The 26541-nt window shown below is 46.9% G+C and carries 24 protein-coding genes; 15 read left to right on the top strand and 9 right to left on the bottom strand.

Going from position 1 to position 26541, the window contains the following annotated elements; all coding sequences use genetic code 11:
* Both REC12_RS20365 and REC12_RS20360 read right to left on the bottom strand, forming a co-directional pair.
* The coding region (locus REC12_RS20365; protein WP_374214234.1) for a beta strand repeat-containing protein at positions 1-2825 on the bottom strand (2825 nt) is incomplete at its 3' end.
* A 285-nt stretch (positions 2826-3110) separates the two neighbouring features.
* A complete protein-coding gene (locus REC12_RS20360; RefSeq protein ID WP_308897625.1) occupies positions 3111-4019 on the bottom strand; it encodes a C40 family peptidase in 909 nt (302 codons plus the stop codon).
* Positions 4020-4350: 331 nt separating this feature from the next.
* Between REC12_RS20360 and REC12_RS20355 the strand changes: the two genes are divergently transcribed.
* The 3 genes from REC12_RS20355 (at position 4351) to splB (ending at position 7724) form a co-directional block, all read left to right on the top strand.
* A complete protein-coding gene (locus REC12_RS20355) occupies positions 4351-4659 on the top strand; it encodes a phasin family protein (protein WP_308897624.1) in 309 nt (102 codons plus the stop codon).
* A 274-nt stretch (positions 4660-4933) separates the two neighbouring features.
* Entirely contained in the window at positions 4934-6610 is a 1677-nt protein-coding gene (locus tag REC12_RS20350) for an ABC1 kinase family protein (protein ID WP_308897623.1), read from the top strand.
* Between the two features lie 70 nt (positions 6611-6680).
* Positions 6681-7724 carry a spore photoproduct lyase gene (gene splB, locus REC12_RS20345; RefSeq protein WP_308897622.1) on the top strand — a complete coding sequence of 348 codons (1044 nt, stop codon included), beginning with the start codon at positions 6681-6683 and terminating at the stop codon, positions 7722-7724.
* 70 nt (positions 7725-7794) lie between these two features.
* Here splB and REC12_RS20340 read toward each other — a convergent pair whose 3' ends face one another.
* The 4 genes from REC12_RS20340 to REC12_RS20325 form a co-directional block, all read right to left on the bottom strand.
* Complete coding sequence (locus REC12_RS20340) at positions 7795-8493, bottom strand: LutC/YkgG family protein (RefSeq protein ID WP_308897621.1); 699 nt, start codon at positions 8491-8493, stop codon at positions 7795-7797.
* Between the two features lie 15 nt (positions 8494-8508).
* Positions 8509-9951, bottom strand: a complete 1443-nt coding sequence (locus tag REC12_RS20335) for a LutB/LldF family L-lactate oxidation iron-sulfur protein (RefSeq protein ID WP_308897620.1) — start codon at positions 9949-9951, stop codon at positions 8509-8511.
* Positions 9951-10676: a (Fe-S)-binding protein gene (locus tag REC12_RS20330; protein WP_308897619.1), complete on the bottom strand. Its 726-nt coding sequence runs from the start codon at positions 10674-10676 to the stop codon at positions 9951-9953. The genes REC12_RS20335 and REC12_RS20330 overlap by 1 nt, the downstream gene beginning before the upstream one ends.
* A 192-nt stretch (positions 10677-10868) precedes the next feature.
* The gene (locus REC12_RS20325) at positions 10869-11039 is read right to left on the bottom strand and encodes a hypothetical protein (RefSeq protein WP_308897618.1); all 171 of its coding nucleotides are present in this window, start codon (positions 11037-11039) and stop codon (positions 10869-10871) included.
* Between the two features lie 281 nt (positions 11040-11320).
* On the opposite strand from REC12_RS20325, the gene fadR reads away from it, so the two are divergent.
* The 8 genes from fadR (at position 11321) to REC12_RS20285 (ending at position 19823) form a co-directional block, all read left to right on the top strand.
* Complete coding sequence (fadR, locus tag REC12_RS20320; RefSeq protein ID WP_308897627.1) at positions 11321-11971, top strand: fatty acid metabolism transcriptional regulator FadR; 651 nt, start codon at positions 11321-11323, stop codon at positions 11969-11971.
* Positions 11958-14345, top strand: coding sequence for a 3-hydroxyacyl-CoA dehydrogenase/enoyl-CoA hydratase family protein (locus tag REC12_RS20315; RefSeq protein ID WP_308897617.1), 2388 nt, complete (start codon positions 11958-11960; stop codon positions 14343-14345). Before fadR ends, REC12_RS20315 begins: the two co-directional genes overlap by 14 nt.
* Before the next feature lie 12 nt (positions 14346-14357).
* Positions 14358-15518 (top strand): thiolase family protein, encoded by a 1161-nt coding sequence (locus REC12_RS20310; RefSeq protein ID WP_308897616.1) that lies wholly within the window; start codon positions 14358-14360, stop codon positions 15516-15518.
* Positions 15519-15525: 7 nt separating this feature from the next.
* Positions 15526-15693 carry a hypothetical protein gene (locus REC12_RS20305; RefSeq protein WP_308897615.1) on the top strand — a complete coding sequence of 56 codons (168 nt, stop codon included), beginning with the start codon at positions 15526-15528 and terminating at the stop codon, positions 15691-15693.
* A 51-nt stretch (positions 15694-15744) separates the two neighbouring features.
* A complete protein-coding gene (locus tag REC12_RS20300; RefSeq protein ID WP_308897614.1) occupies positions 15745-17520 on the top strand; it encodes an acyl-CoA dehydrogenase FadE in 1776 nt (591 codons plus the stop codon).
* A 233-nt stretch (positions 17521-17753) separates the two neighbouring features.
* On the top strand, positions 17754-19049 hold the full coding sequence (locus REC12_RS20295; protein WP_308897613.1) for a methyl-accepting chemotaxis protein: 1296 nt from the start codon (positions 17754-17756) through the stop codon (positions 19047-19049).
* Positions 19050-19344: 295 nt separating this feature from the next.
* Positions 19345-19545, top strand: a complete 201-nt coding sequence (locus tag REC12_RS20290; protein ID WP_308897611.1) for an SHOCT domain-containing protein — start codon at positions 19345-19347, stop codon at positions 19543-19545.
* The gene (locus REC12_RS20285) at positions 19542-19823 is read left to right on the top strand and encodes an SHOCT domain-containing protein (RefSeq protein WP_308897610.1); all 282 of its coding nucleotides are present in this window, start codon (positions 19542-19544) and stop codon (positions 19821-19823) included. Before REC12_RS20290 ends, REC12_RS20285 begins: the two co-directional genes overlap by 4 nt.
* Positions 19824-20012: 189 nt before the next feature.
* Here the strand turns inward: REC12_RS20285 and bcaP are convergent, their stop codons facing one another.
* Positions 20013-21416, bottom strand: coding sequence for a branched-chain amino acid transporter BcaP (bcaP, locus tag REC12_RS20280; protein ID WP_308897626.1), 1404 nt, complete (start codon positions 21414-21416; stop codon positions 20013-20015).
* A gap of 363 nt (positions 21417-21779) precedes the next feature.
* Between bcaP and hutP the strand changes: the two genes are divergently transcribed.
* The 3 genes from hutP (at position 21780) to REC12_RS20265 (ending at position 24399) form a co-directional block, all read left to right on the top strand.
* Positions 21780-22220 (top strand): histidine utilization transcription antiterminator HutP, encoded by a 441-nt coding sequence (hutP, locus tag REC12_RS20275; RefSeq protein WP_510167181.1) that lies wholly within the window; start codon positions 21780-21782, stop codon positions 22218-22220.
* A 152-nt stretch (positions 22221-22372) separates the two neighbouring features.
* The gene (hutH, locus tag REC12_RS20270) at positions 22373-23938 is read left to right on the top strand and encodes a histidine ammonia-lyase (RefSeq protein WP_308897608.1); all 1566 of its coding nucleotides are present in this window, start codon (positions 22373-22375) and stop codon (positions 23936-23938) included.
* A 113-nt stretch (positions 23939-24051) separates the two neighbouring features.
* The gene (locus REC12_RS20265; protein ID WP_308897607.1) at positions 24052-24399 is read left to right on the top strand and encodes a cupin domain-containing protein; all 348 of its coding nucleotides are present in this window, start codon (positions 24052-24054) and stop codon (positions 24397-24399) included.
* Between the two features lie 71 nt (positions 24400-24470).
* Here REC12_RS20265 and REC12_RS20260 read toward each other — a convergent pair whose 3' ends face one another.
* Both REC12_RS20260 and REC12_RS20255 read right to left on the bottom strand, forming a co-directional pair.
* Positions 24471-25766 carry a site-specific integrase gene (locus tag REC12_RS20260; protein WP_308897606.1) on the bottom strand — a complete coding sequence of 432 codons (1296 nt, stop codon included), beginning with the start codon at positions 25764-25766 and terminating at the stop codon, positions 24471-24473.
* A 21-nt stretch (positions 25767-25787) separates the two neighbouring features.
* Positions 25788-26132 carry a helix-turn-helix domain-containing protein gene (locus tag REC12_RS20255; protein ID WP_308897605.1) on the bottom strand — a complete coding sequence of 115 codons (345 nt, stop codon included), beginning with the start codon at positions 26130-26132 and terminating at the stop codon, positions 25788-25790.
* A 184-nt stretch (positions 26133-26316) separates the two neighbouring features.
* On the opposite strand from REC12_RS20255, the gene REC12_RS20250 reads away from it, so the two are divergent.
* Positions 26317-26538 carry a helix-turn-helix domain-containing protein gene (locus REC12_RS20250; protein ID WP_308897604.1) on the top strand — a complete coding sequence of 74 codons (222 nt, stop codon included), beginning with the start codon at positions 26317-26319 and terminating at the stop codon, positions 26536-26538.
* The last annotated feature ends 3 nt before the right edge of the window (positions 26539-26541 follow it).

The following is a 26541-nucleotide window of genomic DNA, read 5'->3' as shown; positions in this document are numbered from 1 at the left end:
GCATCCCCGGTCGAGCCGGTCGAACCAGTTGCGCCCACATCTCCGGTAGCCCCAGTCGAGCCGGTTGTGCCAGCATCCCCGGTCGAGCCGGTCGAACCAGTTGCGCCCACATCTCCGGTAGCCCCAGTCGAGCCGGTTGTGCCGGCATCCCCGGTCGAGCCGGTCGAACCAGTTGCGCCCACATCTCCGGTAGCCCCAGTCGAGCCTGTTGTGCCAGAATCCCCGGTAGAGCCGGTCGAACCAGTTGCGCCCACATCTCCGGTAGCACCAGTCGAGCCGGTTGTGCCAGAATCACCGGTCGAGCCGGTCGAACCAGTTGCGCCCACATCTCCGGTAGACCCAGTCGAGCCGGTTGTGCCGGCATCCCCGGTCGAGCCGGTCGAACCAGTTGCGCCCACATCTCCGGTAGCCCCAGTCGAGCCGGTTGTGCCAGTATCCCCGGTCGAGCCGGTCGAACCAGTTGCGCCCACATCTCCGGTAGTACCAGTCGAGCCAGTGGAGCCGGCATCTCCAGTAGCGCCGGTCGAACCTGTTGCACCCATATCTCCGGTGGCGCCGATCGAGCCCGTTGAGCCGGCATCCCCGGTAGCGCCGGTGGACCCCGTCGCCCCCACATCTCCCGTAGTCCCAGTCGGGCCTGTTGTGCCCGCATCCCCGGTTGAGCCGGTAGCACCGGTGGCTCCCGTATCTCCAGTGGCCCCAGTCAAGCCCATCGCACCAGTTGATCCAGTGGCTCCAGTTGAGCCCACGTCCCCAGTAGCGCCGGTTGGACCCGTTGCCCCCATATCTCCGGTCGAGCCGGTCGAACCAGTGGCTCCCGTATCTCCAGTAGCCCCAGTCGAGCCTGTTGTGCCAGCATCCCCGGTCGAGCCGGTCGAACCAGTTGCGCCCACATCTCCGGTAGCTCCAGTCGAGCCTGTTGTGCCAGCATCTCCGGTAGAGCCGGTAGAACCAGTGGCTCCCGCATCTCCGGTAGCCCCGGTCGAGCCTGTTGTGCCAGCATCCCCGGTTGAGCCGGTAGAACCTGTTGAGCCGACATCTCCAGTGGAGCCGGTCATGCCTATCGCACCCGTATCCCCAGTCGCACCAGTTGATCCAGTGGCCCCTGTTGTGCCCACATCTCCAGTAGCGCCGGTTGGACCTGTTGGCCCTATATCTCCGGTAGCCCCAGTCGAGCCCGTTGCGCCAGTCCCTCCGGTAGTCCCGGTTGAACCTGTTGCCCCCATTTCTCCGGTTGATCCAGTAGCCCCCGTTGCACCCGTATCTCCAGTACCACCAGTATCACCAGTGACCCCCGCATCTCCGGTTGATCCAGTGGCGCCGATCGAGCCCGTTGAGCCGGCATCTCCGGTAGCGCCGGTGGACCCCGTCGCACCTACATCTCCAGTAGCGCCGGTCGAACCTGTTGTTCCCATATCCCCGGTGGGTCCTTGCTCTCCTGTAGCACCAGTAGGTCCAGTATCCCCGGTGGCGCCTGTCATACCCGTATCCCCAATGGGGCCGGTGGCACCAGTCGAACCTGTTATACCAACGTCCCCGGTAGCCCCAGTTGAGCCTGTTGCACCAGTATCTCCGGTCGGGCCGGTAGCACCGGTGGTTCCCGTATCTCCAGTAGTACCAGTCGAGCCCGTCGTGCCGGCATCTCCAGTAGCACCGGTTGAGCCAGTTGCTCCAGCATCTCCGGTAGCCCCAGTCGAGCCTGTTGAGCCGGTATCTCCAGTGGAGCCGGTCATGCCTGTCGCACCCGTGTCCCCAGTCGCACCAGTTGATCCAGTGGCCCCTGTTGTGCCCACATCTCCAGTAGCGCCGGTTGCACCCGTAGCTCCAGTGGCCCCAGTCAAGCCCATCGCACCAATATCCCCGGTAACCCCGGTTGCGCCGGTGGGTCCTTGTTCTCCTATAGCGCCAGTAGGTCCAGTAGCCCCGGTGACGCCGGTCGTGCCGGTATCTCCAGTGGCACCGGTTGAGCCCATTGCTCCAGCATCTCCGGTCGTACCAGTTGATCCAGTGGCACCGGTTGAGCCCATTGCTCCAGCATCTCCGGTCGCACCAGTTGATCCAGTGGCTCCAGTTGAGCCCACGTCCCCAGTAGCGCCGATTGGACCCGTTGCCCCTATATTTCCGGTAAAGCCGGTGGCGCCTGTCGCACCTATATCCCCAATAGGGCCAGTCGCACCGGTGGCCCCAGTCGAGCCCGTTGTGCCGGTCCCCCCGGTAGCACCGGTCGAACCTGTTGTCCCCATATCTCCGGTTGATCCAGTGGCCCCCGTTGCACCCGTATCTCCAGTAGCCCCGGTGGCGCCTGTCGTACCCGTATTACCAGTGGCACCGATGACACCAGTAGCACCGGTTGAGCCTGTTGTGCCAGCATCTCCGGTAGCGCCGGTGGCCCCCGTCGCGCCTACATCTCCAGTAGCGCCAGTGGCGCCCGTTGTCCCGGTGGCCCCGGTTGCACCTGTTGCTTCGGATATAATTTCTAGACCCAACGGATCTAATTCGGCTAGCAGAACACGATGTGCAGCGACTAAATTCCCTGCTGTATCCTTTCCCCAGGCAGATATTTTTAAGGTTTTGGAGCTTGTAGTAAATTGAAACTCAAATGCGTTTAAATCCGCATAATAATTTCTAGTTGCGACATTGCCTGCTTCTAAAACGAACACTTCTAGGACATACATACTTTTAGTTGTTCCTGAGATGAAATACCCAACGATCTGAACGGTAGCCTCAACTGCGTCACCATTGGATACTTTCAATGCGAAGGTAGCTGTTTTCCTTATTCCATTGGCCGGTGTATTATATATTAGACCAGTAGTTAACTCGGCCATCCTAATATCTCCTTTATTTTAGATCTTGCTATTTCCCGTACATAATAAAAAGGCTTAGATCTGTATATAAACATCTTTTATTATTCTATGTACAGGTTTTAGTTTTGTTAAAGAGTTAACTTTTAGATGCAGTGATTTTTGAGAGTTGTGTTTTTAAGATAATAATTAATAAGTAACAGTTTCTCTTAGGGCAAAAAAAGAAGCTGTTGCTCTAAACAAACTCAATGTTTGATCAGCAACAGCTCTTTTAAAGATTAAACCATTTAAAAGTTTGAATTCAATTAGCTATACTACTCGCTTTGCTCCTAAATATACGGATTGCCAGTAAGGTCCTAAAGTATAAATGGTAACTCCTTTGGAACTGGCTGCGTTAATAAATTGATTATCGCCGACATAGATTCCTTCATGATCAACGACCCCGTTTTTAGCTAAAGAAAAGAAGACAATATCTCCTGGCTTTAAATTGTCATAGGAGACAGAGGTGCCAACCTTATACTGATCCCGGGAGACTCGGGGAAGGTTAATATCATTTTTAGCAAAAACATACTGGACAAAGCCAGAGCAGTCAAATCCGGCGGGGGTTGTTCCTCCATACACATAAGGTACGCCGATATATTCTTTGGCAGTGGCTATAACAGAATTTGTTCGGGTTGATTGTGGTGGCGCTGACGACGCTGGAGAGGAAGAGCTTCTCGACGTTGATGGATGTATAGGGCTAGTGGTTTTTATGGGTTGAGTTTGCTTCGGTTTCGTGGGAGTTGAAGAGACAGCTTTTGGGGTCGACGGAGCAGTTTCTTTGGAAGTTGAAGGAACGCTGGAAGCAGCTGTAGTTTGTTGAGGCTCTGATTTATCTGCCGCCACGGATGAGACTACTGCGGTTGCCGGAATCGAATCTTTACTTAATGTTAAAGGTGCAGCTGTGATAATTGTAACAAATGAGATTGTAGAGATGATAGGAATAGAAAGAAGTATCCATTTCTTATATTTAAAGTGTTTAATATTTTTCAAGCTTGTCATGTTTATCATCCTTTCATTGACCTGTGAGGCGTCAAATCTATTAGCATAACTAGCAACTGCAATGTCCTTGCGAGGTTGTCTCTTAGTATACCGTAAACTGTCCAACTTGTCCTTGGTACATTTTTCCGAACCGTTTCTTGAGTATAGGTCATTAACTTTTAAAACTTTTTTGCGCATAAAAAAGTTCTCATCACTGATGAAAACTTATTAAGCGCTTTTAATTCTTGTTCACGAGCTTTTAAGAGAGCTTATGAAGACTGTTGAACACCTCTTAATTCACAATGGCGTAAGTAAAGGGAACAAATTAATTTTTCTGTAATCCGCTAAGAAAAACTCTAATAAGTTTTTCTGTAATCCGCTAAGAAAAACTCTAATAAGTTAGAGTATTTTTGTAAACAATCTTAAAGTAGTTTAGAATAATACATAGAAGTTAAGTCTATTAATAAACGAACGTAGGTCTCCTTGTTCTAACTAAAGTCGCTAGAAATTAAAGGGGGAAAATACTATTATGAAAGATCTGATTCGCAAAGGGTTGTCACTTGGTTTGGGATTGGCGGTTGTCAGCAGAGAACAAATTGAGAAATTTGTAGACGAGATGGTTAAAAAAGGGGAGGTAACGTCATCTGAATCAAAGGATTTGCTTCGTGAACTGCTGGAGAAAGGTGAAGCGGAAAAGAAAGAAATGAACACCCGGATACATGATCAACTGGAGAAGCTGCTCACAGAGTTGAATATCCCTACAAAAGCTGATTTGGAGCGCTTAGAAAAACGTATTGCAGATTTGGAAAATACCCTTAAGGATTTAGGAAATCGCTGATTATTTAAACTTTATTAGACGGGCCTAACTTTTCTTAGGCCCGTTCTTCACCTCTAATAATGAAGCCTAAAGCTCTTACATTTGCTTATCTGGAAATTATGTTGCTTTTGAAAAGCCTGTCGGAATACTTCTGTTGTTCTGAGTAAATGCTTTTTATTGATTGGCGTATCAGATGCCAATTAGTTTCAGAAGCAACATAATCTTCGGAAAATCGAGGGCAGGTTGAGGGGATGTTTCGGTCGGTGATTGAAGATAGAGCGGAGGGGACATTAGGATGATCGGAAAGAGAATTCGCCATTTGAAACGTTATAGAGATGTCGCTAAAGTCCTTGCTCGCCACGGATTTGGTTTTTTTGTGGAAGAGATTGGCCTAATACATATGCTTTCACTTCCTAAACGTCTATTTACGGATTGGGAAGAAATAGACCCTCTGTCGATGGGAGAACGGATACGTCAGGTTTTAGAGGAACTGGGGCCAACCTATGTTAAAATAGGTCAGATTGCCAGTACGCGAGCGGATATTATTCCCGAAGAAATACTGTCAGAGCTGGTAAAATTGCAAGATAGTGTTGCGCCTTTTGCTTTTGAAGAAGTGCGCCGGATCATTGAGGAAGAATTAGGCGCTCCGCTTGAGGAGATTTTTACGACGTTTGAAGAAACGGTGCTTGCGGCGGCTTCGATCGGTCAGGTGCATCGCGCTCAACTGCGCACGGGAGAAAGAGTTGCCGTAAAAGTCCAGCGTCCCAACATTAAAGTTTTAATTGAAACTGATCTGGAAATTCTCTTGGATCTGGCAACTTTGGCAGAACACCGTGTAGCGCGTATGGAACGCCTTCAATTGCGAGAGGTGGTTGAAGAATTCGCCAAATCCTTGCGCAATGAACTTGATTATACCATTGAAGCCCGCAATGCCGAGAAAATTGCTAAGCAATTCAAGACGGATTCAACGATACACATACCGAATATTTATTGGGACTACTCAACTCAGAAGGTTTTGACCATGGAGTACGTAGAGGGCGTAAAACTCAATCGATTTGAAGAGATCGATAGAAACGGCTATAATCGCAAGGATATTGCCGAACATTTAGTGAAAGCGCTTTTTCACCAAGTGTTAATTGAAGGGTTTTTCCATGGGGACCCGCATCCGGGGAACATTTTTCTCTTGCCAGATGGGGTGCTCTCTTTTATCGATTTTGGTATGGTCGGCAGACTGACTCAGGAAATGAAATACAATTTTGCCTCTATGGTCATTGCTATGATGCGCCAGAATACCGAGAGCATGATCCAAGCTGTTTTGAAAATCGGAATTATGCCCGAGGATGTCAATTTATCGCTCCTGTCTAAGGAAGTAGACGAGCTGCGGGAAAAGTATATGGATGTTCCTATGAGCCGGATTAGCCTGGGCGGCGCTGTCGGAGATCTATTGGCAATTGCCTTTCGTCATCAGATTCGGATTCCCGCGGATTTTACCTTATTAGCAAAATCATTATTGCTTTTAGAAGGAATCGTAGAAAAGCTTGACCCTCAACTGAGCATTATGGATATGGCCAAACCCTTTGGACTTCGCTTGCTTAAAGAACGTTATCAGCCAAGCACGATTGCCGGTCGGGTGTGGCATAATATCATGGATTATAGTGAACTGTTGGTTGATCTTCCCAAACAAATGAAAGTCTTAATGCGTGATGTCCTGTGCGGCAAGATTCATTTAGACGTGGGTGTCCCCGAACTGGATGTTTTTCTGCGCAAATTAGACCGTATAGCGAATCAGATTTCCTTCAGTATTGTGCTGCTATCCTTTAGCATCGTTATGATGGGTTTGATTATCGCTTCGGCTTTAGGTCGTCAGCCCATCATGCTTTGGCAAATCCCAGCGATTGAAATAGGATTTGGCGCGGCGATTTTAATGTTGATCTGGCTCTTTGTTTCAATTTTTAAATCCGGCAAATTTTAAGGCGATAAATATAAAGCTTTAGGAGTTGATTTTCTATTACAAGGGCAGTCTAAGCTTGAGGTGAAGAATTGTGACAAAAGGCTTTGTGCCAAGTCGTGTTTTCTTTGAGCCGAAGGCTCTCGATTACCCACTGGGCAAGATGCTGGTCGAAGGTTTTCAAACAATGGGAGTTCCCACAACTCCCACGCCTTCGCATAACCGGGTGACAGGAATTCCCGGAGCAAATCCTGCCCAGGCTTATCGAGAGGCCAAGAGGACCTTAGTGATAGGCGTGCGGCGCAGTGAAAAATTTCAATCCTGCAAACCTTCCGCCCATTATCAACTGCCGCTGGTTACAAGCTGCCCCGGAATGTGCGAATATTGTTATTTGGCGACAACCCTGGGCAAGAAACCCTATATTCGTATCTACGTTAACCTTGATGAGATCTTGGCTATAGCCGCCAAGCTGATCCAGGAGCGTTCTCCTGAATTAACTTACTTTGAAGGGGCGGCAACATCAGATCCCCTGCCGACAGAACAGTATACAGGGGCCTTAAAGCAGACTATTGAATTTTTTGGGCACGAAGAACACGGACGGTTTCGCTTTGTGACCAAGTTTACGGAAGTGGATTCCTTGCTTTCCGCTCGTCATGAGGGACATACTCGGTTTCGCTTTAGCTTGAATTGCGCTACCGTTGTGCAAAGGTTCGAACATTTAACCCCTGCCCCTGAAGATAGGATTGTTGCGGCCGGTAAGGTACTTAAGGCGGGCTATCCTTTGGGTTTTATTATTGCGCCTGTTTTTAGGTTTCCGGGATGGCAGGAGGAATATCGCCGCTTATTGGAGAGAACGGCGGAGGAATTAGAGAAATTAGCTCCCGGAGGTTGGTCTCCTGAGCAACTGACGTTGGAGTTCATCTCCCATCGCTATACTCTGAAAGCCAAAGCAAGGATTCTGGAGGTGTTTCCGGCCTCGTCGCTGCCCATGGCGGAGGAAGAGAGAAAATTTAAATACGGTCAGTTTGGCTATGGAAAATATATTTATCCGCCGGAGACCTTGGCGGAGTTAAGAGAATTTTTCCAGGACCAAGTTAAACTTTATTTTCCCGCGGCTAAAGTGGAGTATTTTATTTAACAACTTCTTTAATTCTCTTGTACTAAAAAGTCTACCTTGTCTGGATCGACGAGGTAGACTTTTTACTTACTCACATTTCCGCTTCGCCGGAATCGTCGACAAGGAGGACGTAGACTTCAATCGGTCCGTGTACTCCGATGGAGAGATCCATTTCTATGTCTGAGGTTCGACTGGGACCCGTAATAAATTCCAAGGCCGCAGGCGGTGTTCCCGTAGCGGCAATTTCACTCAAGACTTCACTGAGGTTATTGCGCAGTTTTGAGGTCTCCAGGATGGCCAGATGGCGGGGAGGAAGCAGGCTGACGGCGCGGCCGCGCTGCGGATTGCTGCAAGTAACAACCGTGCCGGAAAGAGCAATCCCCCAGTCCGCCCCGGTCACACCAAGCTCCGCTTGAGCCGCCAATTCATGACGTTGGCCTGGCGTAAGGGCTACCTGGGGATAGGGAACAAGGGGCCAGTTTAACTTGGAAAAGGCGGACTCCGCGATGGCAGGGAGCAAATTCCAGCTCACGATGGCCTGTTCTTGGGGCTGATCCGGGAAAAGCTCGCCGAACCATGCTTGGAGACAGTCTGCGGCTTCCTGGGGGGACTTAATGATTTGGCCTTTCCCCCCCAGGGCCTGCCAATTGTTGAGAAACGTTGCGGCCCGCTCCTGATCGGAGACTTGATAAACGGGAACGTCAAAGTCCACCGGGGTTGGGGCGGAAGTGGGAGTGGAACGTCCAAGCTTGGACGCTAGAAGGCTGATGAAATCGTTGGTATTGGTCATTGCTCTCACCTCATTTTACTCTTTGGAGTTGGGGGTGGGGATTGTTCCTTGGCGTTTGGCTTCCTCCCACAGGTACATAAAGGATTTAGAGGCAACCATCGGCAAAGTCTTGCTTTTAGTCCAATTGGAGAGAGGCGGCGGGCCGCTGACGATGCGGTCATGCTGCACGAAGGGGAATTGGAACCGTGCCCCGAGGCGCAATGCACGGCGCAAGGTTTTTTCATGGGTGAACATGAAGCGATAGGCTTGGAAAATCCGTTTTTCAATCTGCGGAGTATGTCCTGTAAGAGTTTTGCGTGCTCTGAGTTTGACGAGGAGGTCGTGAAGAGGAATGCGAACCGGGCAGGCTTCGGAGCAGGCCCCGCAAAGAGAGGAAAAGTAGGGAAGGTGCCCCCATTTTTCCCAGTCTTTTTCTAACAAGGGCGTGATCACGGAGCCAATCGGGCCGGAATAGACCGATCCGTAAGCATGTCCGCCAATCTGACGGTAAACTGGGCAGACATTAAAACAGGCGCCGCAGCGAATACATTTCAGGGATTGACGGAAGGTAGGGTCACCGAGGATTTCGGAGCGGTTGTGATCGAGAATAACGAGATGGAATTCTTCGGGTCCGTCGGCATCCGTGGCATGCTTGGGGGGAGTGAGGATGGTGGTGTAGCTGGAAAGCCGCTGTCCCGTGGCACTCCGGGCGAGGAGATTGAGCAGGACGCTTAGTTCACGGAAGGAAGGGACGATGCGCTCCATCCCCATCAGGGTAATTTGAATCCGGGGCAGTGTGCTCACCATTCGCCCGTTTCCTTCGTTTGTCACCATGACGATGCTTCCGGTATCCGCGACGGCAAAATTGCATCCAGTGATGCCAATGTCACCCTGCAAAAACTTCTGACGCATTTGCTGGCGCACGAAACGAGTAAGGGTGGGAGTATCCGAGCTTAAGGTGTGACCGGCCAGAGGCTCGAAAATATCGGCGACCTGCTGCCGGGTTTTATGCATAGCGGGAACGATGATATGAGAGGGAACTTCCCCGGCTACTTGGAGTATGTATTCTCCGAGGTCTGTCTCCACGACACTGATCCCATCTTTTTCTAAAGCAGGATTGAGGTGGATCTCTTCCGAGACCATGGATTTGGATTTAATAATAGTTTTGGCGCCATGGTCCCGGGCAATCTGACGCACGATTTCCACGGCCTCGGAGGGAGTTTGCGCCAGGTGAACATGACCGCCGTTTTTTTCAACTTGAGCAATGAGCTGTTTAAGGTAGTAGTCCAGGTTAGCAATGACGTGGGTGCGGATAGTGTCTCCGGCCAGACGCCATTGTTCCCAATCCCCTAACTCTTCAGCGGCTTGATATTTATTGTGGCGCAAACGATCTGTGGCCCGCCGTGTGGCCTTGCGCAAAAAATCGTTGGTTAAGGCTAAATCCACCCTTTTTTCCACAATGGGCTTATATGTAGACATTATTGCATTCCCTCCCCGAGCAACTGAATGATGTGCATGGTTTTAATAGGCTTATTGATTTTCTCCAGATAACCGGAAATGTTCATTAAACAACCCATGTCCAGACCCAGCAGCAGGTTTGCTCCTGAGGCCAAGACGTGCTCAGCTTTTTCGGCAACCATGGCTTCGGAGATCTTGGGCATTTTGACAGAGAAGGTGCCGCCAAAGCCGCAGCATAATTGAGCCTCAGGTAAGGGGAGAAGTTCAAGGCCTTGAACATGTTCAATAAGGGTCAGGGGGGCATCTTTTATTCCCATGAGGCGGGTGGCATGACAGGAAGGGTGATAGGTTGCTTTAGCCTTATATTTAGCGCCTAAATCGGGTTTTTGCAGCACATCGACAAGAAACTGTGTAAATTCATAGCTTTTATGAATCAGGTCATTGGCTTTGGCCAGATAAACAGGATCATTCTCAAAAAGAAAAGGGTAATAATGGTGAATCATGGCAATACAGGAGCCGCTTGGCCCTACGACGACTTCGCTTCGCTCAAAAGCATCAATCAGGGTGCGGGCGACTTCCCGGGCGTCTGAGAAATAACCGGAGTTGAAAGCAATTTGTCCGCAACAGGCTTGTCCTTCGGGTACGTCGACAGTATGTCCCAAGTATGTGAGGATTTTTGCCATCGTCAGATCTATGTCCGGATATAGAGCATTCGCCAGACAAGTGGCAAAGAGGGAAATTTTCATAAACGACCATCCCTTCGTAATGACGTTTCAGTGCATAAGTTATAATGATAGTATTTCCTGGTTGCATGGGTTTTGATGCGGAAGAATGCTTTGCCGATTCTTAATAAAAGGGATAAAATTACAAAGAGAAGCTCTAGGCAGTTCAGTTGGCCTAGAGCTTCTCTTTACAGGCAGAAATAAACAAGATTGAGATTAGCCGAGGATAGGAACATCAGGCTCATTGTACCAAAGAGAAATAACCGTCGTGGCTCCGGTACTCTGCGTGATATTAAGTATTTGAAGCCAACCGTTTTCTTCCAGCCATCGATTGATCTCTTGGTCTAAAATTCGGGAGTCGGGAGAGCTGAAAATTTTAACTTTCATAATGCGCGACCTTGTCCTTTCAATCTTCAGTCTTTAGCTTTGATGTTAAACTCTAAAGTCAATCATACGTGAGTTCGGCAGATTGTCAAGATCAGGTGCCGGCAAGCATTTGAGGAAAACAGCTTAAATAAAAGGTTTTGCAATAGTCTAAAAAAATCATAATAGTTCTGAAAAATCTATTTATTTTTAAAATAAGCTATGATATTATAAAACCTAATGAATGAGTATTCATTCAAAGAATTAACCACAAGGCAACAATGACTAAGGGGAGTGTTGATTCCATGAGCCTGCAGCGCGAGGGGAAATTCGATCGGATCCTTGATGCTGCCATAGAAGCTATTGCAGAGTCGGGATTCCACCAATGTCAAGTTTCTAAAATTGCCCGTTTGGCAGGGGTTGCCGACGGCACGATTTACTTATATTTCAAAAGTAAGGAAGATATTCTTATACGGCTTTTTCAATCGCGCATGGGAGAATTTATCGCCAGTATTCGGAATGAATTAGAGCATTGCCAGACAACAGAGGCGCGTTTAAGGACGATTGTTCGAACTCACTTTTCCTATATGGAACATAATCGTTCTTTGGCTATCGTCACACAATTAGAGCTTAGACAACCTAATCTAAGTGTGCGTTTGGCCATTAACGGTCCTTTGTTAGATTATTTCAGGCTCATTGAGGAGGTGATCCAACAAGGTATAGAACGGGAAGAAGTTCCAAAAATCGATGTTTGGGTGGCTCGTCAGATGATCTTTGGATCGTTGGATGAAGCCACGACCGATTGGGTTCTGGCTCGCAGCCCACGGACGTTAGAAAGTGGCATTGAACCTATGTTAGCGTTGTTTGAAGGAGCGCTTCGGTTGAGAAAAGAGTACGAATATAACCGATTCACCCCGGAGGAGAAACGAGAGGAGGATGGAAATGCAAATTCGTAAAGTAGCGGTATTGGGATCCGGTGTGATGGGGAGCACCATCGCCGCCCATTTAGCCAATGCTGGAATCCCAAGTCTGTTGTTGGATATCGTCCCATCCAAATTGTCGGCTAAAGATGAAGCAGCCGGTCTAACCTTGGAGGACAAAAAGGTCCGCAACAGTATTGCGGAAACCAATAAAGCCAATTTAAAAAAGTTAAATCCTGCCCCCCTATTCGTTCCTGAGTTTGCAGATCGAATAGAAGTTGGGAACTTAAGCGACGACTTGGGCCGTTTAAGCGAAGTAGATTGGGTCATTGAAGTCGTCGTCGAACGCCTCGATATTAAGGTGGACCTTTTTAAGAAAGTGGCAGCTCATGTCCGCCCCGGTACTATCGTTAGTTCCAATACCTCAGGGATATCCTTGAAAGCTATGGTCGAAGGTCTCCCGGAGAGCTTTACCCGGTACTTCTTAGGCACTCACTTCTTTAATCCCCCTCGTTACATGAAACTATTGGAGATAATCCCCGGACCCAATACGGACCCGGAAATTGTCTCATACTTAGCGGAATTCGGAGAGAGGGTTTTGGGTAAAGGGGTTATTCTGGCCAAAGACACCCCGAATTTTATAGCCAACCGTATCGGTGTTTATGGTTTGGCCGTTACCCTCCAGGAAATGCTGCGTTCCGGGTTATCCGTTGACGAAGTTGACGCTTTAACCGGACCGGTTATGGGACGTCCTAAAAGCGCCTCTTTCCGTACGGTTGACCTTGTTGGTTTAGATACGTTTATGCATACGGCGAACACTGTTGCCGTAGGGGTCCCTGAAGAAAAAGAAAACTTCCAGCTGCCTGAGTTTTTGCAGGTCATGCTGCAAAATGGTTGGCTGGGAGACAAAGCAAAGCAAGGCTTTTACAAGAAGGTCAAAGGTCCCCAGGGCAAAGTGGTTGAAGTCCTTGATCCGCAAACAATGACCTACGTTGCCAAAAAGAATGTGAAATTTGCTTCTCTGGAAAAAGCCAAAGCAGCCGGAAGCCTCAAGGACAAAATTCGCACGCTGGTCAGCGGCCAGGATGCCGGAGCGGAATTTTCATGGAATGTTCTTAAACCCGTGTTGATTTATGCGGCGAATCGCCTTGGGGATATTGCCGACGATATCACCGCCATTGACGAAGGCATGCGCTGGGGTTTCAACTGGGAGATGGGCCCTTTCGAAATTTGGGATGCCCTCGGAGTTAAAGCAACGGCTGAGCGCATTATCGCCGAAGGAGGCAGCTTGCCGCCTGTCGTCCAGGAACTGCTTGCTAAAGGGCATGAAAGCTTCTATCGGAAAAATGAAGTCGGACAGACAGCATTCTTCAACGCTGGGGAGTATCAGCAAAAACCTGTCAGTCCCCATGCTTTTTCTCTTAAACAAGCCCATAAAGCGGGAAAAGTTATTCTCAGCAACCCCGGCGCCAGCCTGATTGACTTAGGAGATGGAGTAGCCTGCCTGGAATTCCACTCTCCCAACAATTCCATCGGAGCCGATATTGTCACCATGATTCAAAAGTCTCTTGCTGAAGTAGAGGAAAACTACCTTGGAATGGTCATCGGCAACCAAGGCAAGAACTTCTGTGTCGGCGCCAATCTCATGCTGATTCTCCTGGAAGCGGAAGAAGAAAACTGGGATGAAATTGATCTGATGATCCGTGCGTTGCAGAATGAGACGATGGCTATGAAATATGCCAAGAAACCTATTGTAGCAGCTCCTTTTGGCATGACCCTTGGCGGCGGAGCGGAAATATGCCTGCATTCCCATGCTATACAAGCCTCTGCGGAAACTTATATGGGCCTTGTAGAAGTGGGAGTAGGGCTTATCCCGGGTGGCGGCGGAACTAAAGAAATGGCCGTCCGAGCGATGGACGGGGTCCTGCCGGGAATTCAGGTTGCTCCGGATTATTTCTTTGGCAAACGTTTCGAAATCGTTGCCATGGCTCAGGTCTCCACAAGTGCGGAAAAAGCCCGTCAGCTTGGCTTCCTGCGCGAGCACGACCGTTACAGTATGAACCCGGATCATGTCATTATGGACGCTAAAGCGCGAGTTCTGGATTTAGCCAATAACTTCAGGCCGAACTTGCCTGCTAAAGTTAAAATAGGCGGGCCGGGAGTAAGAGCCACCCTGGAATTAGCTCTTTATGGTATGAGGCAAGGCAACTATATCTCGGACTACGATCAGCATCTCGGCAGGAAACTTGCTTATGCGATGACGGGAGGAGACCGCCCGGCAGGCATGCTTGTCGATGAACAATATCTTTTGGACTTAGAACGAGAGGCCTTTTTGAGCTTACTTGGCGAACCCAAAACCCAAGATCGGATTCGCTATATGCTCGCTAAAGGCAAGCCATTACGGAATTAGGGGGGAAAAAGCATGCAAGAAGCCTTTATTATCGAAGCTAAGCGAACTGCCGTCGGTAAATCATCCCGAGGCTCCTTGGCCCAAGTTCGACCCGACGATCTCGGAGCCTACGTCATCCAAGATGTCCTTAAACGAGTGCCTGCCTTACATCTCGAAGACATTGACGACTGTGTCATCGGCTGCTCCTTTCCTGAAGCGGAACAAGGCATGAACATGGCTAGAATTATGGTTTTGCGCGCGGGGCTGCCTATAGATGTTCCGGGTGTTACCATTAATCGCTTTTGCTCCTCAGGACTTCAAGCCATTTCCATGGCCGCTGACCGAATTCGTTTAGGCGAAGCTGATGTCATGCTGGGCGGCGGAACAGAAAGTATGTCTATGGTCCCTATGGGCGGGGGAAAACCTGCTCCGAGTCCCTATATGATCGTCAATGCTCCGGAAGTTTATCTCTCTATGGGAATTACCGCGGAAAATGTCGCTAAGAAATACGAAATCACCCGCGACCAACAAGACGCTTTCGCAGCCCTCAGCCATCAAAAAGCTTATGCCGCGCAAACAAGCGGACGCTTTGACGCTGAAATCGTGCCTGTTCCTCTCCCCACTTGGGGAAAACCCGGGGAGAAATGGTTCACGAAAGATGAAGGAATTCGTTCGGAAACGACACAAGAATCCTTAGCCAAACTTAAACCGGCGTTTATGAACGGAGGGACGGTCACGGCGGGGAATTCGTCCCAGACCAGTGACGGAGCGGCTATCACCCTTCTTACCTCTGAGCGCAAAGCCTTGGAATTGGGCGTAAAACCTAAAGCCGTGTGGCGCGGATTTGCTATGGCGGGGGTAGAGCCGGAGCTGATGGGTATCGGTCCGATTAAAGCTATTCCTAAAGTTCTCAAACAAGTCGGTCTTACTCTGGACCAAATCGATCTTTTTGAATTAAACGAAGCCTTCGCGTCCCAATCGCTGGCGGTCATTAAGACGCTGGACATGGACATGGCTAAAGTGAATGTCAATGGCGGAGCGATTGCTTTCGGGCATCCGCTTGGCTGCACAGGCGCTAAATTAACCGCCACTTTATTGCATGAACTTGAAAAACGCAAACTGAAATACGGCATGGTTACCATGTGTATTGGCGGCGGGATGGGCGCGGCCGGGGTGTACGAGTTACTGGATTAGTTTCCCTATGATGCAAGGAAGAATCGCACCTTTTGGCGATCTGAAGATCGTGCGGCCCAAAGTGTCCGAGGTATGGTGCCCTGAGTTTGGAGAGCTGGAACTTAGAAAGCCTTCGTCAACTTCGGATATTCAACTGTATGATCTCACAGAGAGCAGAAGGGCGGTTCTTCTTTGAAAAGCTATGGAAATAGGGAACCCGTCCCCTTAACACACATTAGAGGAGGATATGGCAATGGAGTTAGAATTGCGCGGCGGAGGATTTTTATTAGCGGAAGTTAAACCGGAACAGGTTTATGTCCGTGAGGAATTGAACGAAGATCACCTGCAGCTAAAACGGATGACGCACAATTTTATGGTCAAAGAGGTTGCGCCTAAGATCGAGGACATTGAGGAACAGGTTGAAGGAGTCGTTCGGGAATATATGCGCCAAGCCGGTGAACTGGGCCTGCTTGGACTGGAAGTGCCTGAGGAATTTAGCGGCCTGAGTCTGGATAAGGCTTCGACAGTCGTAGTAGGCGAAGAAGTTCCTCGCGGCGGTTCCTTTGCCGTTTCCTATGCGGCCCATACAGGAATTGGCACTTTGCCTATTGTTTATTTCGGAACTCCTGAGCAGAAAGCCAAGTACCTTCCGGGTTTGGCGACAGGACAAACGATTGCCGCTTACTGCTTAACGGAACCAGGTTCAGGGTCCGATGCGTTAGGGGCTAAAACCACGGCTGTACTCAATGCGGAAGGCACACATTATATTCTTAATGGCACAAAACAGTTCATTACCAATGCGGGTTTTGCCGATGTATTTCTGGTCTATGCCAAAGTTGAAGGCAAATTAACCAATTTTATTGTCGAGCGTACTTATCCCGGATTGTCCTTAGGACCCGAAGAGAAAAAAATGGGAATCAAAGGGTCATCCACTCGCCAGGTTATCTTGGAAGATGTTTTAGTTCCGGTGGAAAATGTGGTTGGCGAAGTCGGGCGTGGTCATGTTGTGGCCTTTAACATTTTAAATGTCGGCCGCTTTAAATTGGCGGCGGGAGCTATCGGAAGCGCCGCTCTGGTTTTGGAGACAGCTTTGAAATATGCCTCCGAACGCAAGCAATTTGGTGTTTCCCTTAATTCCTTTGGGGCGATTCAAAATAAGATTGCTGAAATTGCCACTAAGACTTACATGGCAGAAAGTGTTGTTTATCGGACTGCAGGACTTATGGAGAACGGGTTCCACGGACTCGATTTAACGGGAGACTGTCGCAAGGAAGCAGGTAAAATTTTAGAAGAGTACGCCATTGAATGCTCTCTCAATAAAGTTCTGGCCTCCGAAGTATTGGATTATGCCGTAGACGAGGGACTTCAAATTCACGGCGGGTATGGTTTTATTCAGGAATATCCCATCGAGCGTATGTACCGCGATTCCCGGATCAACCGTCTTTTTGAAGGAACCAATGAAATAAACCGTTTACTGGTTCCCGGAACCTTGCTGAAACGGGCAATGACGGGAGAACTTCCTTTACTCCAAGCCGCCAAATCGGTGAGTAAAGACCTTATGACGAGTGGATTGGGTAATGAAGCTGAAGGGCTCGAAGGACTTAATCAGTTAGTTCAAAAAGCCAAAAAATTGTGCTTGATGGCGGCGGGACTGGCAGCCCAAAATTTAGGGGTTAGCTTAAAGGACAATCAGTTCGTCTTAATGGGAATGGCGGAAATGGTACTTCAGGTGTATTCCATGGAGAGCGCCGTTTTACGGGCTCTCAAAGTTCAGGATATGGATGTCCCCGCTGCGCATAAAACCTTTGTTGAGAAGGCCGCGACTTTAGGAACTTTTGCAGCCTTCAATGTTCTGGAACAACAGGCCAAAGAAGTGCTTTGCGCCGTTGAAAAAGGAGATTCTCTCAGTACGGTTATGGCCGGTATGCGTAAACTCCTCCGCCGCCCAACCGTAGATATGATTGGACTGCGTCAGGAAATCGCTCGTTATGTCATAGACAAGGAGAGTTACCCGACTCTCTAATTGCAAGGTTAACGATAAGGTTTCTTTTTACTTGCAAGAGAATAGGCCACTGTCGCGTATGACATGGCCTATTCTTATACCTTTTGTCAGTCAGAGTAGAGATTTAGTACATACTCACCCTCACTAAACGAGAAAACAGGAGGAACTGCTCGCTAAAATTTTTTGAATAATCAAAAATATCTCATGTATTTTTCCCAAGCCTTGTTATGAGTAAGAGAAGGGAGAAAGGTGATATGGAAGGCCGTAAAAACGGTTCGAAACAGGGGGAAAACAACATCAGTTTGGGTAAATACTTACTTAAAACACAAATGATGGTTGTCCCTTTAGACTCCCTCATGGGAGTTGGAATTATATATCTCATAGGTCTAAATGGGGTAAAAGCGGCCACAATGTTTTCCTGTTTTTTAATTGCCGGGATTTTTATTGGAATTTTGGCTTCATTTAAAAATTATTATCATTTTTTAAAGCCGATCTATGTCATGGAAGAAGGAATAATCCAGGTAGCTAATGGTGATTTAACCAAGAGAATAGAAATTTCCTCCAATAGTGATGTCGCGGAATTGGGAGAATCCTTTAATCTTATGATGAAAAACTTCTCGGGAATTATTTTTAAAATACGAGAAATGGCTAACTCCTGGGTTATTTCTTCGGAGGAATTGTCCGCTAGTTCTGAAGAAGTTACAGCGACTAACAGTAACGTTGCCGATCATATGAGCCAGATGGCTTTGAAAGCCAGAAATCAAGCCCAGACTATGCTGCAGATGAAAACAATGGTAACAGATCTGGCAAACGCCGCTCAAACCATTGTTGAGCGATCTAAATCGGTTTCGAAAGAGGCTGTAAGCTCTGATAAGAATTCCCAAGAAGGTCTGAACAGACTTCACGTTATTGTGACATCTATGGAAGAGACTAATGATTCCGTCAATAAGTCGATGAAAAGAATAGAAGACTTGGCCGAGCAATCAAATCGGATCGGATCTATTGCTGAAACCATAGCACAGGTCGCCAGACAGACGAATCTCTTAGCTTTAAACGCTGCGATTGAAGCGGCTCGGGCGGGTGAACACGGCAAAGGTTTTGCCGTCGTTGCTGACGAAATCCGTAAACTAGCGGAGAATGTGGCCACTTCCACTCGTCAAGTCGCGGAAATAACCGCTTTGATCCAGCACAGTATCCACGATTCTGTCGAAGGCATGCTGCAAACGGACTTGAAGGTTAAAGAAAGTGTGGCTTCGATTAAAGAGGCCCAAGAAACTTTGGCAGTTATAACTCAGGCGACGCAAGCGGTTTCGGCGAATATTTCGGACATTGCCGCGTCAAGTGCTCAAACCCTGGGAAATATGGAAGAAATGATTCATTATGTTAATAAAGTTATTCAAACCTCGGAAGAAACAGCCGCAACCGCGGAAACGATGGAAGGCTCAACTCAGGAAGTCTCTTCGACGATGCAGATTGTAGCGGTGGCCGCTCAATCTTTGGCTCAAAACGCCAACCAACTTCGGCAGGAAGTTGAACGATTTAATGTTTAAAGCGGGGATTTAAAACGATTGCTAAAGTTCCCTGAGAGGCTATTTAAAAACAAAGCCTGAAATTTTTCAGGGGTTACAATAATTTAAAAAGCATCCTCCTTTCACAATCAAAGTGAGTGGGGATGCTTGCGTTTTGCTGCCGCTTCTTGAGGGCGAAGAAAAACTTATAAATCTTTAACGTTAAATTCACAATTAATACACCAATTGTTTCAGGAGATTTTGTATACTTACACTTACATAAGCTCAAATTTTGAACTTAAGCTTTATTAAATAAATGAGGAAGAGAGGTAGTTATATGTTAGGGTTACTGTTGATAGTGTTCTGTGTTGGTGCCTTTTTTCATTATCATAGAAATGGCTGCTATTTTCAGCAAACAGTTAACAATCATCAAGATGCTCTCGGCATTGTACGAGAACGCTACGCCCGCGGTGAGATAAATTCTGAAGAATTCAACGAACGAAGAAGGGCATTAGAGGAAGGAGCTATTAAGAAATGATGCACGGCGGCAATTTAATACGTGGGTATGGTCAGGGCCAGGGGATGGTGATGAATGCACATGGCTGGTGGTTTGGTTTAATCCCCTTGGCAGCTCATCTCATTTTCTTTATTATTCTGATTATCGTTGGGATTATTCTCTTACGCCGTCATAGCGCTAGAGTACGTCTTTATCGCAAACAAAACGATCCGGCGCTGAGAATTTTACGTGAGCGCTATGCCTTGGGAGAAATCGATACTGAAGAGTTTCAACGTCGGAATCAAGACCTTAGAAGCTAATCTCTTTCAAGTTGCTTAAAGGCGTAAAGGAGATCACGAAAGGTGCTGGTCAACTTATTTAAGGTTGTGCCAGCACCTTTTTAATATTTTCAGAAAGCCTTAATTTATTGGGTGAGGGAAACTTCTTTGAGTAGTTTTAACGCAGAAGTGCGGTTTGGCGCTTCGATCACAGATGGCGAGAAGTTCCTATTATTTGGAAAGATTTTTTTTGCCAAGCACACTGTGGTGAATGCCATAAAGGAAATAAATAAATAAACCAATGACTAACCAAACAACGAAGCGAATCCAGGTTATCAGGGGAAGTTGAAACATCAGGAATAAGCAGAAGAGTGCGGCCAAAATCGGAATTAAGGGAACCCAGGGAACCCGGAAAGAACGAGGAAGATCAGGCTGAGTTTTCCGCAAAATGATAACCCCGATAGAAACGAGCACAAAAGCAGAAAGAGTACCAATGTTAACGAGCTCCGCAACAGTGTTAATAGGTGTGATCCCCGCAATAATGGCAACGACAATTCCTGTTAACCAAGTACTGACAATAGGAGTTTTGTGCTTAGGGTGTACGTTGGAGAAAATCTTTGGCAGCAAGCCGTCCCGGCTCATGGCGAAAAAGACGCGTGTCTGGCCATAAAGCATGACAAGCAGGACCGTGGTAATTCCTCCTATGGCCCCTAAGGAAATGATGCCGGCGGCCCAGTCCTGATGAATAAAAGAAAGGGCAAAAGCCACGGGGGCAGCAACGTCTAGGAGTTTATAAGGAACAATACCCGTCAAGATGAGGGAGACGATAATGTATAAAACAGTACAGACGATTAAGGAAGAGATAATCCCGATCGGCATATCTCGCTTGGGATCTTTAACCTCCTCCGCGGCGGTGGAGACTGCATCAAAACCAATGTACGCGAAAAATACAACCGCTGCTCCGCTTAAAACGCCTTTCATACCAAAAGGAAGAAAGGGACTCCAGTTAGCAGGCTTAACGTACCAGACAGCAACGAGAATAAAGAGGATAACGGCGCCAAGTTTAACAAAAACGATGATATTGTTGAAGCGGGCTGCCTCTTTCACGCCTATTGATAATAAGAAAGTAATAATTAAGGCGATGGCAACTGCCGGTAAATTGAAAACTGCACCTGGCGCGGTGCCCAAGGCTCCTGTAGCCCATACCGGCAGGTGAATCCCGAAACCGTTAAGCAGCATCTGAAAATAGCCTGACCAACCGATAGAGACGGTGCTGGCCGCAAGTAAATACTCCAGCATTAAATCCCAGCCGATGATCCAGGCCATAAACTCTCCGAGAGAAACATAGCTGTAAGTGTAAGCACTGCCCGCAACCGGCACGGTCGAGGCAAATTCGGCATAGACCAAGGCGGCAAAAGCACAAGCTATACCGGAAATGACAAAGGAAAGAATAAGGCCTGGGCCGGCGTATTGAGCGGCGGCTACTCCGGTAAGTACGAAAATACCGGTACCGATAATGGCGCCGATTCCTAACATTGTGAGATCTAAGGCACCAAGAGTCTTTTTAAGTCCATCTTTACCTTGTGATTCAGATAAAAGCTCTGAAATGGACTTTTTGCGAGAGAGACTGTTAATAACTGATCACTCCATTCTGTATTAGTATTATAGGCCTATTTGAACCAGTATTAAACTATAATTCGACATGGTTCGCACAAATCCTTTTGAATTTTGAGAAAAAAGTTGAGTAAATACGAAAAGGAGCCTAGTGCTATAGAGCACTATATAGTACCATGTCCGAAAATCGCTATTCTATACTTTGTCCGAAGAGGTTAAACTTCACGCTAAAATTATTCGGATTTGATATTGTAGGAGACCTGTTTCTCAGCTATGATAAGAGGAGGGTTAGCTGTTGTTAGAAGTTAATTCTGATGACCAAAGCTAATAGAGCTGAAAGAAAAATAGATTTTAAGCAAGTTTGGAGAGCGTGTTAAGGTTATGATGGAACAATGCTCATCCCTGGGGAAAATAGCCCTCTTAGTAGCTATGGCTGAAGGTGGCCTCATTGAGGGATACGTTGAGAGTGCTCGGGAAAAAGGTTTTCGTGTAGCCACCGGTAAGGTTGGTTCTATGGACATGCAAAAAATCATCGCGGCAGTAGAGACTGCCGCGAAGCGTGAAGGCCTCGTCGATGAACGATATCGTTCTCAACATGCCCTCTACCATGCTATTCTAGAAGCCCTCCAAGGCTTAGGGAGGGGCCCAATGCAATTGGGCGATGTTTTGCGAACGGCAGGTCTTCGTTTTGCAATAGTTATAGGTCCGCGTATTCTTTCCGATAAGGATGATCTCTGGATTGCCGTCGGGATGTATGGAATGATTGGTGCTCCCATTAAAGGGCATGAACACGAGGTCTGCGGGCTGGGAATCAATCATTTGTAAAACTATAATACAGTGAATGATCGTATGAAATCGTAGAAATTGCAATAGAATAGGGTATGCTCAGAGATATTAGATGATAGAGGGCTAAGCTATAGACGAAGGTTTACAGCTTAATCCTCTTTTTCGTTGCTCTTAATTTAGGGGGAATAAAGATGACTGAGATCTTAGCAAAAGAATTATTGACAGAACAATCAGAGGTTGAATTAGACGGGGAATCTCTCACTTTGGAGCAAGTGATAGCCGTAGCGAGATATGGAGCCAAAGCGGTTTTAAAATCCAGTGCCCAAGAAAAAGTTAGAAAATCCAGAGAATTTGTTGATCAATTGATTAGAGACAACAAATCGGTTTATGGGATCACTACCGGTTTTGGGATGTTCAGTAATGTTGTGATATCTACAGATGATGCTAAAAAGCTCCAGCGGAACCTGATTATGAGTCATTCCGCCGGAGTGGGGGAACCTCTTCCGGCGGAAGTTGTACGGGGAATTCTGCTGCTGCGCGCCAACGCTTTGGCCAAAGGATTTTCAGGTATTCGTCTTTCCACCTTGGAAACACTGCTTAACGTACTAAATGCCGGAGTTATTCCGGTCATCCCGGAGAAAGGATCTCTGGGAGCAAGCGGGGACTTAGCCCCCTTGTCTCACATGGTTTTAGTTCTCTTAGGTGAGGGTGAGGCCTTTTATCGAGGTAAGCGCCTGAAAGGAAGCGAGGCTCTGGCTCTCGCCGGGATTGAGCCGGTGGCTTTAGAGGGGAAGGAAGGTTTGGCTTTAATTAACGGGACCCAAATCATGACGTCTATCGCCGCTCTGGCAGTATGGGATGCAGAAATACTCTGGAAATCTGCCAATATTACGGCGGCTTTGTCCATAGAGGCTTTGGAGGGAATCCTTGACGCCTTTGATCCGAAGATCCATGCTGTGCGTCCTCATCGCGGACAAATGGAGACGGCACAAGAAATTCGTCAACTGACTTCAGGGAGTACGTTTGTAGCCGGAGAACGACGTCCCCGCGTTCAGGATGCTTACGCTCTGCGCTGTGTGGCCCAAGTTCACGGCCCATCCAAAGATGCTCTGGAGTATGTTAAGAAAATTGTCCAGACGGAAATGAATTCGGCGACAGACAACCCTTTAATCTTTCCCGAAGAAGGGGAAGTGTTTTCCGGGGGGAATTTTCACGGACAACCCATTGCCTTAGCCATGGATTTTCTCGGAATTGCCGTAGCAGAACTGGCGAATATCGCCGAACGACGTTTGGAGCGTTTAGTAAATCCAAATTTAAGCGGCCTGCCGGCCTTTCTTACTCCAGACGGTGGTCTGAATTCCGGGTTTATGATTGTACAATATTCCGCCGCTTCTTTAGTTTCCGAAAACAAGATTTTAGCCCATCCGGCAAGTGTGGATTCAATACCTTCTTCAGCCAATCAGGAAGATCATGTCAGCATGGGGACGATTGCCGCTCGCAAAGCCCGCACTATTATTGACAATGCGGCGAATGTTTTGGCCATGGAACTCCTGGCGGCCTGCCAAGGTATTGATTTAAGAGAGAAATCCGGAGACCTTCACTTGGGTAAGGGCAGCGGGGATGCCTATCGGCTGGTTCGCTCCAAGGTAAGCATGCTCCGGGAGGACCGCATTATGTACCCGGATATTCAAGCGGCCAAGGAATTGGTCTCCTCCGGAAACTTAGTGGCCTCTGTTGAGCACTGTCTCCGGAAATAATCAGTTCGCTCAAAGATATTGCAGAAAATCACTGTTATTTTCCCAAGAAAAGAGGACTTTGAATTCATAAGTAGAATTGGATGATAAATAAGTAAATAAGGAGGGAATGGACCATGATTGTTGCCCAGGAGAAGGATGCCCTAAGGATTAAGCTTGAAGGGGATACAGTAAAAAATGTCTTCAAAAAAGTTCTGGTATCCCCTAAGGAAGGCTGGGAAGGGTATGTTATGCGGGTTTTTGATCTGGAGTCCGAGGGTTATACCCCAAGACACAGTCATCCTTGGCCCCATATTAACTATATTGTCAGAGGAAAAGGAATACTTCATCTCGACGGGGTAGATCATGAAGTGGAAGCAGGCTCTTACGCTTATGTGCCGGGGAATGCTCTGCACCAGTTTTCTAACAGAGGTGAGGAACTGTTTTCGATGATCTGTATTGTTCCTGAAGAAGGAGATAAGTAGCCAGTAAAATAAGGCTATTCGGCCTAGTTAAACACTTTTACGCCAACGATTTGCCAACATTCAGAAGTTTTTTATAAGAGGCTACCCATTAGTTTACCGAAAGCATGGGAGGCCTCTTTTCTCTTTGGTTTTGTGACATGCAAATATATTCTACGCGTTGTTTTTTCGTCTTCATGGCCAACTCTATCCATTATGTCTTGTAGGCTTACTCCGGCCTCGGCTAATAAAGATACATGAGTATGCCTTAGAACGTGAGGACTTAAGCTCGGATCTAGCCCGGCTATCTTTAATAATCTCTTCATCCTATACTGTATTTTTTGGTGATAAAGAGGGAAACCAGGAGCATCTTCTTCGGTAATTACAAATAAAAAATATTTACCTCGATCTTTATGGTATGTTTTTCGGTGCTTCATTTTAAGTATATTATTTTTAACTATTAATTTATTTAAAAGTTCTTTTATGTCATCTTCAATTGTTATATCCCTGATGGATTTTTTGGTTTTTGGCGTTGTTATCTCATATTTGAAACGATTTTCTGTCGGATTGTATAACGTCTTCGTGATCCTTATTAGTCCTTCATCACTCTTTAAGTCTTCTTCATACAATGCGCAAAGTTCTCCCGTCCTTAGTCCAAGATATGCCAAAGCCATAAATATCTCGAAGTCTTTTTCAAGGCCAAATTTTTCTGCCGCCTTGAGAAACTTGGCAAGTTGTTCTTTTTCTAAATATTTTGGTACATCTTCCTGGGTCTCTATCTGCTCAACAGTCAATTTATCTGCTGGAATTTTGGCGCCTTTTGTAGGATCGATCTTAATATATTCCCACGTAATTGCCAGATTAAATATTAGGCGGGCGACCTGATGCGTGGACGCTATTGTTTCATGGGCATATCCCTTATTCTTAAGGTCATTAAGCATTTCTTGATAATCTTTTTTGCTTATATCCTTCATTGGCCTATAGCCGAAATATTTAATAAGCCTTTTAGTTGTGAACTTTCTTGCCCTCAAGGTTGAATTTTTGACTCCAGTTACCGTTATGTAATTCGCTTCCCATTTGGGGACGAAATCCCCAAATGAAATGTCCGATTCAATAATAAATGTCTTGTTTAATATATCGTTTTGTGCAATTATACCGGCGTCTTCCGCTTCTTTTTTAGTGGCAAATCCACCCTTAGATGGCTGCCAACGCTTTCCTGTTTTCGGATTGATCCCAGCCTCTAATATGTATTCCCATTTTGCACCACAGGTACATTTGTTTATTTTTGACTTACTTGCGCCGCATGTGCAATTAGTTTTCTTAGTTGCGCCACAGGTGCATTTTTTTTGCCAGCAAGTACATCCGCGCCGGCGAGTAAATGGTACGGCCATTTTATAACACCTTCTTAGATTTTAGTTTAGTTTTATTTCAATCATTCCCATAATTTTAAGGCGATCAGCTTCGGATAGTTTTCTCCAAGATTCAATAAGATTTTGCTCAATAGTCGTTAATTCCATTGTCTTAACGTCTTTTTCCGCACAATGGGGAAACATCTCTTTGACAGGAATGTCAAGAACGGCACAAAGCAGTTCTATTGCTTCAACATCAGGACTATTTATTCCCTTTTCCCATCCAGTAATTGTATTATTGCTTTTACCAATCATGTCTCCTAATTGCCTTTGCGTAAGACCAGACTTGTTCCTTGCATCCCTTATCACTTTTCCAACTCTCAATCTAGCTTCATTTGTATCTGACATTTTAAAACCTCCTACATTTTACCCCCTAATATTTGTATAATAAACATTTTGTCCTAAAATGTAAAGACAAAAGCTCAGTATTTCTGAAATGTTTTTCGATATAACTGAGTTTTTTATCTTTACATTTCGATTATATCGAGATATACTCTATTTAAACTCGATAATATCGAGAGGAGGGGCAGAAATGGATAAACCTAAGATACCAAAAAGGATTCAAGACTACATCAAAAGCAAGGGCCTTAAACAAGGATTTATTGCACAGCAAGCTGGATACAAAAAAAACGAATTTAGCGCCATGATGAACGGCTACAAAAAGATTACCGTGGAAGATATGGAGCGTATTTGCCTTGCGCTTGAAGTGTCTCCGTCATTGTTCATCAAGCCAGAATCTTTGAAAGTAGGGTGAAAA

Origin of the sequence: Candidatus Desulfosporosinus nitrosoreducens (assembly GCF_030954495.1) — a bacterium.
In the GTDB taxonomy this organism is placed as follows: Bacteria; Bacillota; Desulfitobacteriia; order Desulfitobacteriales; family Desulfitobacteriaceae; genus Desulfosporosinus; species Desulfosporosinus nitrosoreducens.
Note: the sequence above shows the minus strand (reverse complement) of the source record. Positions and strands in the feature narration are given on the sequence as shown.

Bases quoted from the DNA above. Each gene is read 5' to 3' on its own strand.
- REC12_RS20295 (WP_308897613.1), top strand. From the start codon at position 17,754: ATGGAAGGCCGTAAAAACGGTTCGAAACAGGGGGAAAACAACATCAGT.
- REC12_RS20335 (WP_308897620.1), bottom strand. From the start codon at position 9,951: ATGTCTACATATAAGCCCATTGTGGAAAAAAGGGTGGATTTAGCCTTA.
- REC12_RS20325 (WP_308897618.1), bottom strand. From the start codon at position 11,039: ATGAAAGTTAAAATTTTCAGCTCTCCCGACTCCCGAATTTTAGACCAA.
- hutH (WP_308897608.1), top strand. From the start codon at position 22,373: ATGACTGAGATCTTAGCAAAAGAATTATTGACAGAACAATCAGAGGTT.
- REC12_RS20310 (WP_308897616.1), top strand. From the start codon at position 14,358: ATGCAAGAAGCCTTTATTATCGAAGCTAAGCGAACTGCCGTCGGTAAA.
- REC12_RS20285 (WP_308897610.1), top strand. From the start codon at position 19,542: ATGATGCACGGCGGCAATTTAATACGTGGGTATGGTCAGGGCCAGGGG.
- REC12_RS20290 (WP_308897611.1), top strand. From the start codon at position 19,345: ATGTTAGGGTTACTGTTGATAGTGTTCTGTGTTGGTGCCTTTTTTCAT.
- REC12_RS20350 (WP_308897623.1), top strand. From the start codon at position 4,934: ATGATCGGAAAGAGAATTCGCCATTTGAAACGTTATAGAGATGTCGCT.
- REC12_RS20300 (WP_308897614.1), top strand. From the start codon at position 15,745: ATGGCAATGGAGTTAGAATTGCGCGGCGGAGGATTTTTATTAGCGGAA.
- REC12_RS20305 (WP_308897615.1), top strand. From the start codon at position 15,526: ATGATGCAAGGAAGAATCGCACCTTTTGGCGATCTGAAGATCGTGCGG.
- REC12_RS20355 (WP_308897624.1), top strand. From the start codon at position 4,351: ATGAAAGATCTGATTCGCAAAGGGTTGTCACTTGGTTTGGGATTGGCG.
- fadR (WP_308897627.1), top strand. From the start codon at position 11,321: ATGAGCCTGCAGCGCGAGGGGAAATTCGATCGGATCCTTGATGCTGCC.
- REC12_RS20340 (WP_308897621.1), bottom strand. From the start codon at position 8,493: ATGACCAATACCAACGATTTCATCAGCCTTCTAGCGTCCAAGCTTGGA.
- hutP (WP_510167181.1), top strand. From the start codon at position 21,780: ATGGAACAATGCTCATCCCTGGGGAAAATAGCCCTCTTAGTAGCTATG.
- REC12_RS20250 (WP_308897604.1), top strand. From the start codon at position 26,317: ATGGATAAACCTAAGATACCAAAAAGGATTCAAGACTACATCAAAAGC.
- REC12_RS20255 (WP_308897605.1), bottom strand. From the start codon at position 26,132: ATGTCAGATACAAATGAAGCTAGATTGAGAGTTGGAAAAGTGATAAGG.
- REC12_RS20265 (WP_308897607.1), top strand. From the start codon at position 24,052: ATGATTGTTGCCCAGGAGAAGGATGCCCTAAGGATTAAGCTTGAAGGG.
- REC12_RS20330 (WP_308897619.1), bottom strand. From the start codon at position 10,676: ATGAAAATTTCCCTCTTTGCCACTTGTCTGGCGAATGCTCTATATCCG.
- REC12_RS20260 (WP_308897606.1), bottom strand. From the start codon at position 25,766: ATGGCCGTACCATTTACTCGCCGGCGCGGATGTACTTGCTGGCAAAAA.
- REC12_RS20360 (WP_308897625.1), bottom strand. From the start codon at position 4,019: ATGCGCAAAAAAGTTTTAAAAGTTAATGACCTATACTCAAGAAACGGT.
- REC12_RS20315 (WP_308897617.1), top strand. From the start codon at position 11,958: ATGCAAATTCGTAAAGTAGCGGTATTGGGATCCGGTGTGATGGGGAGC.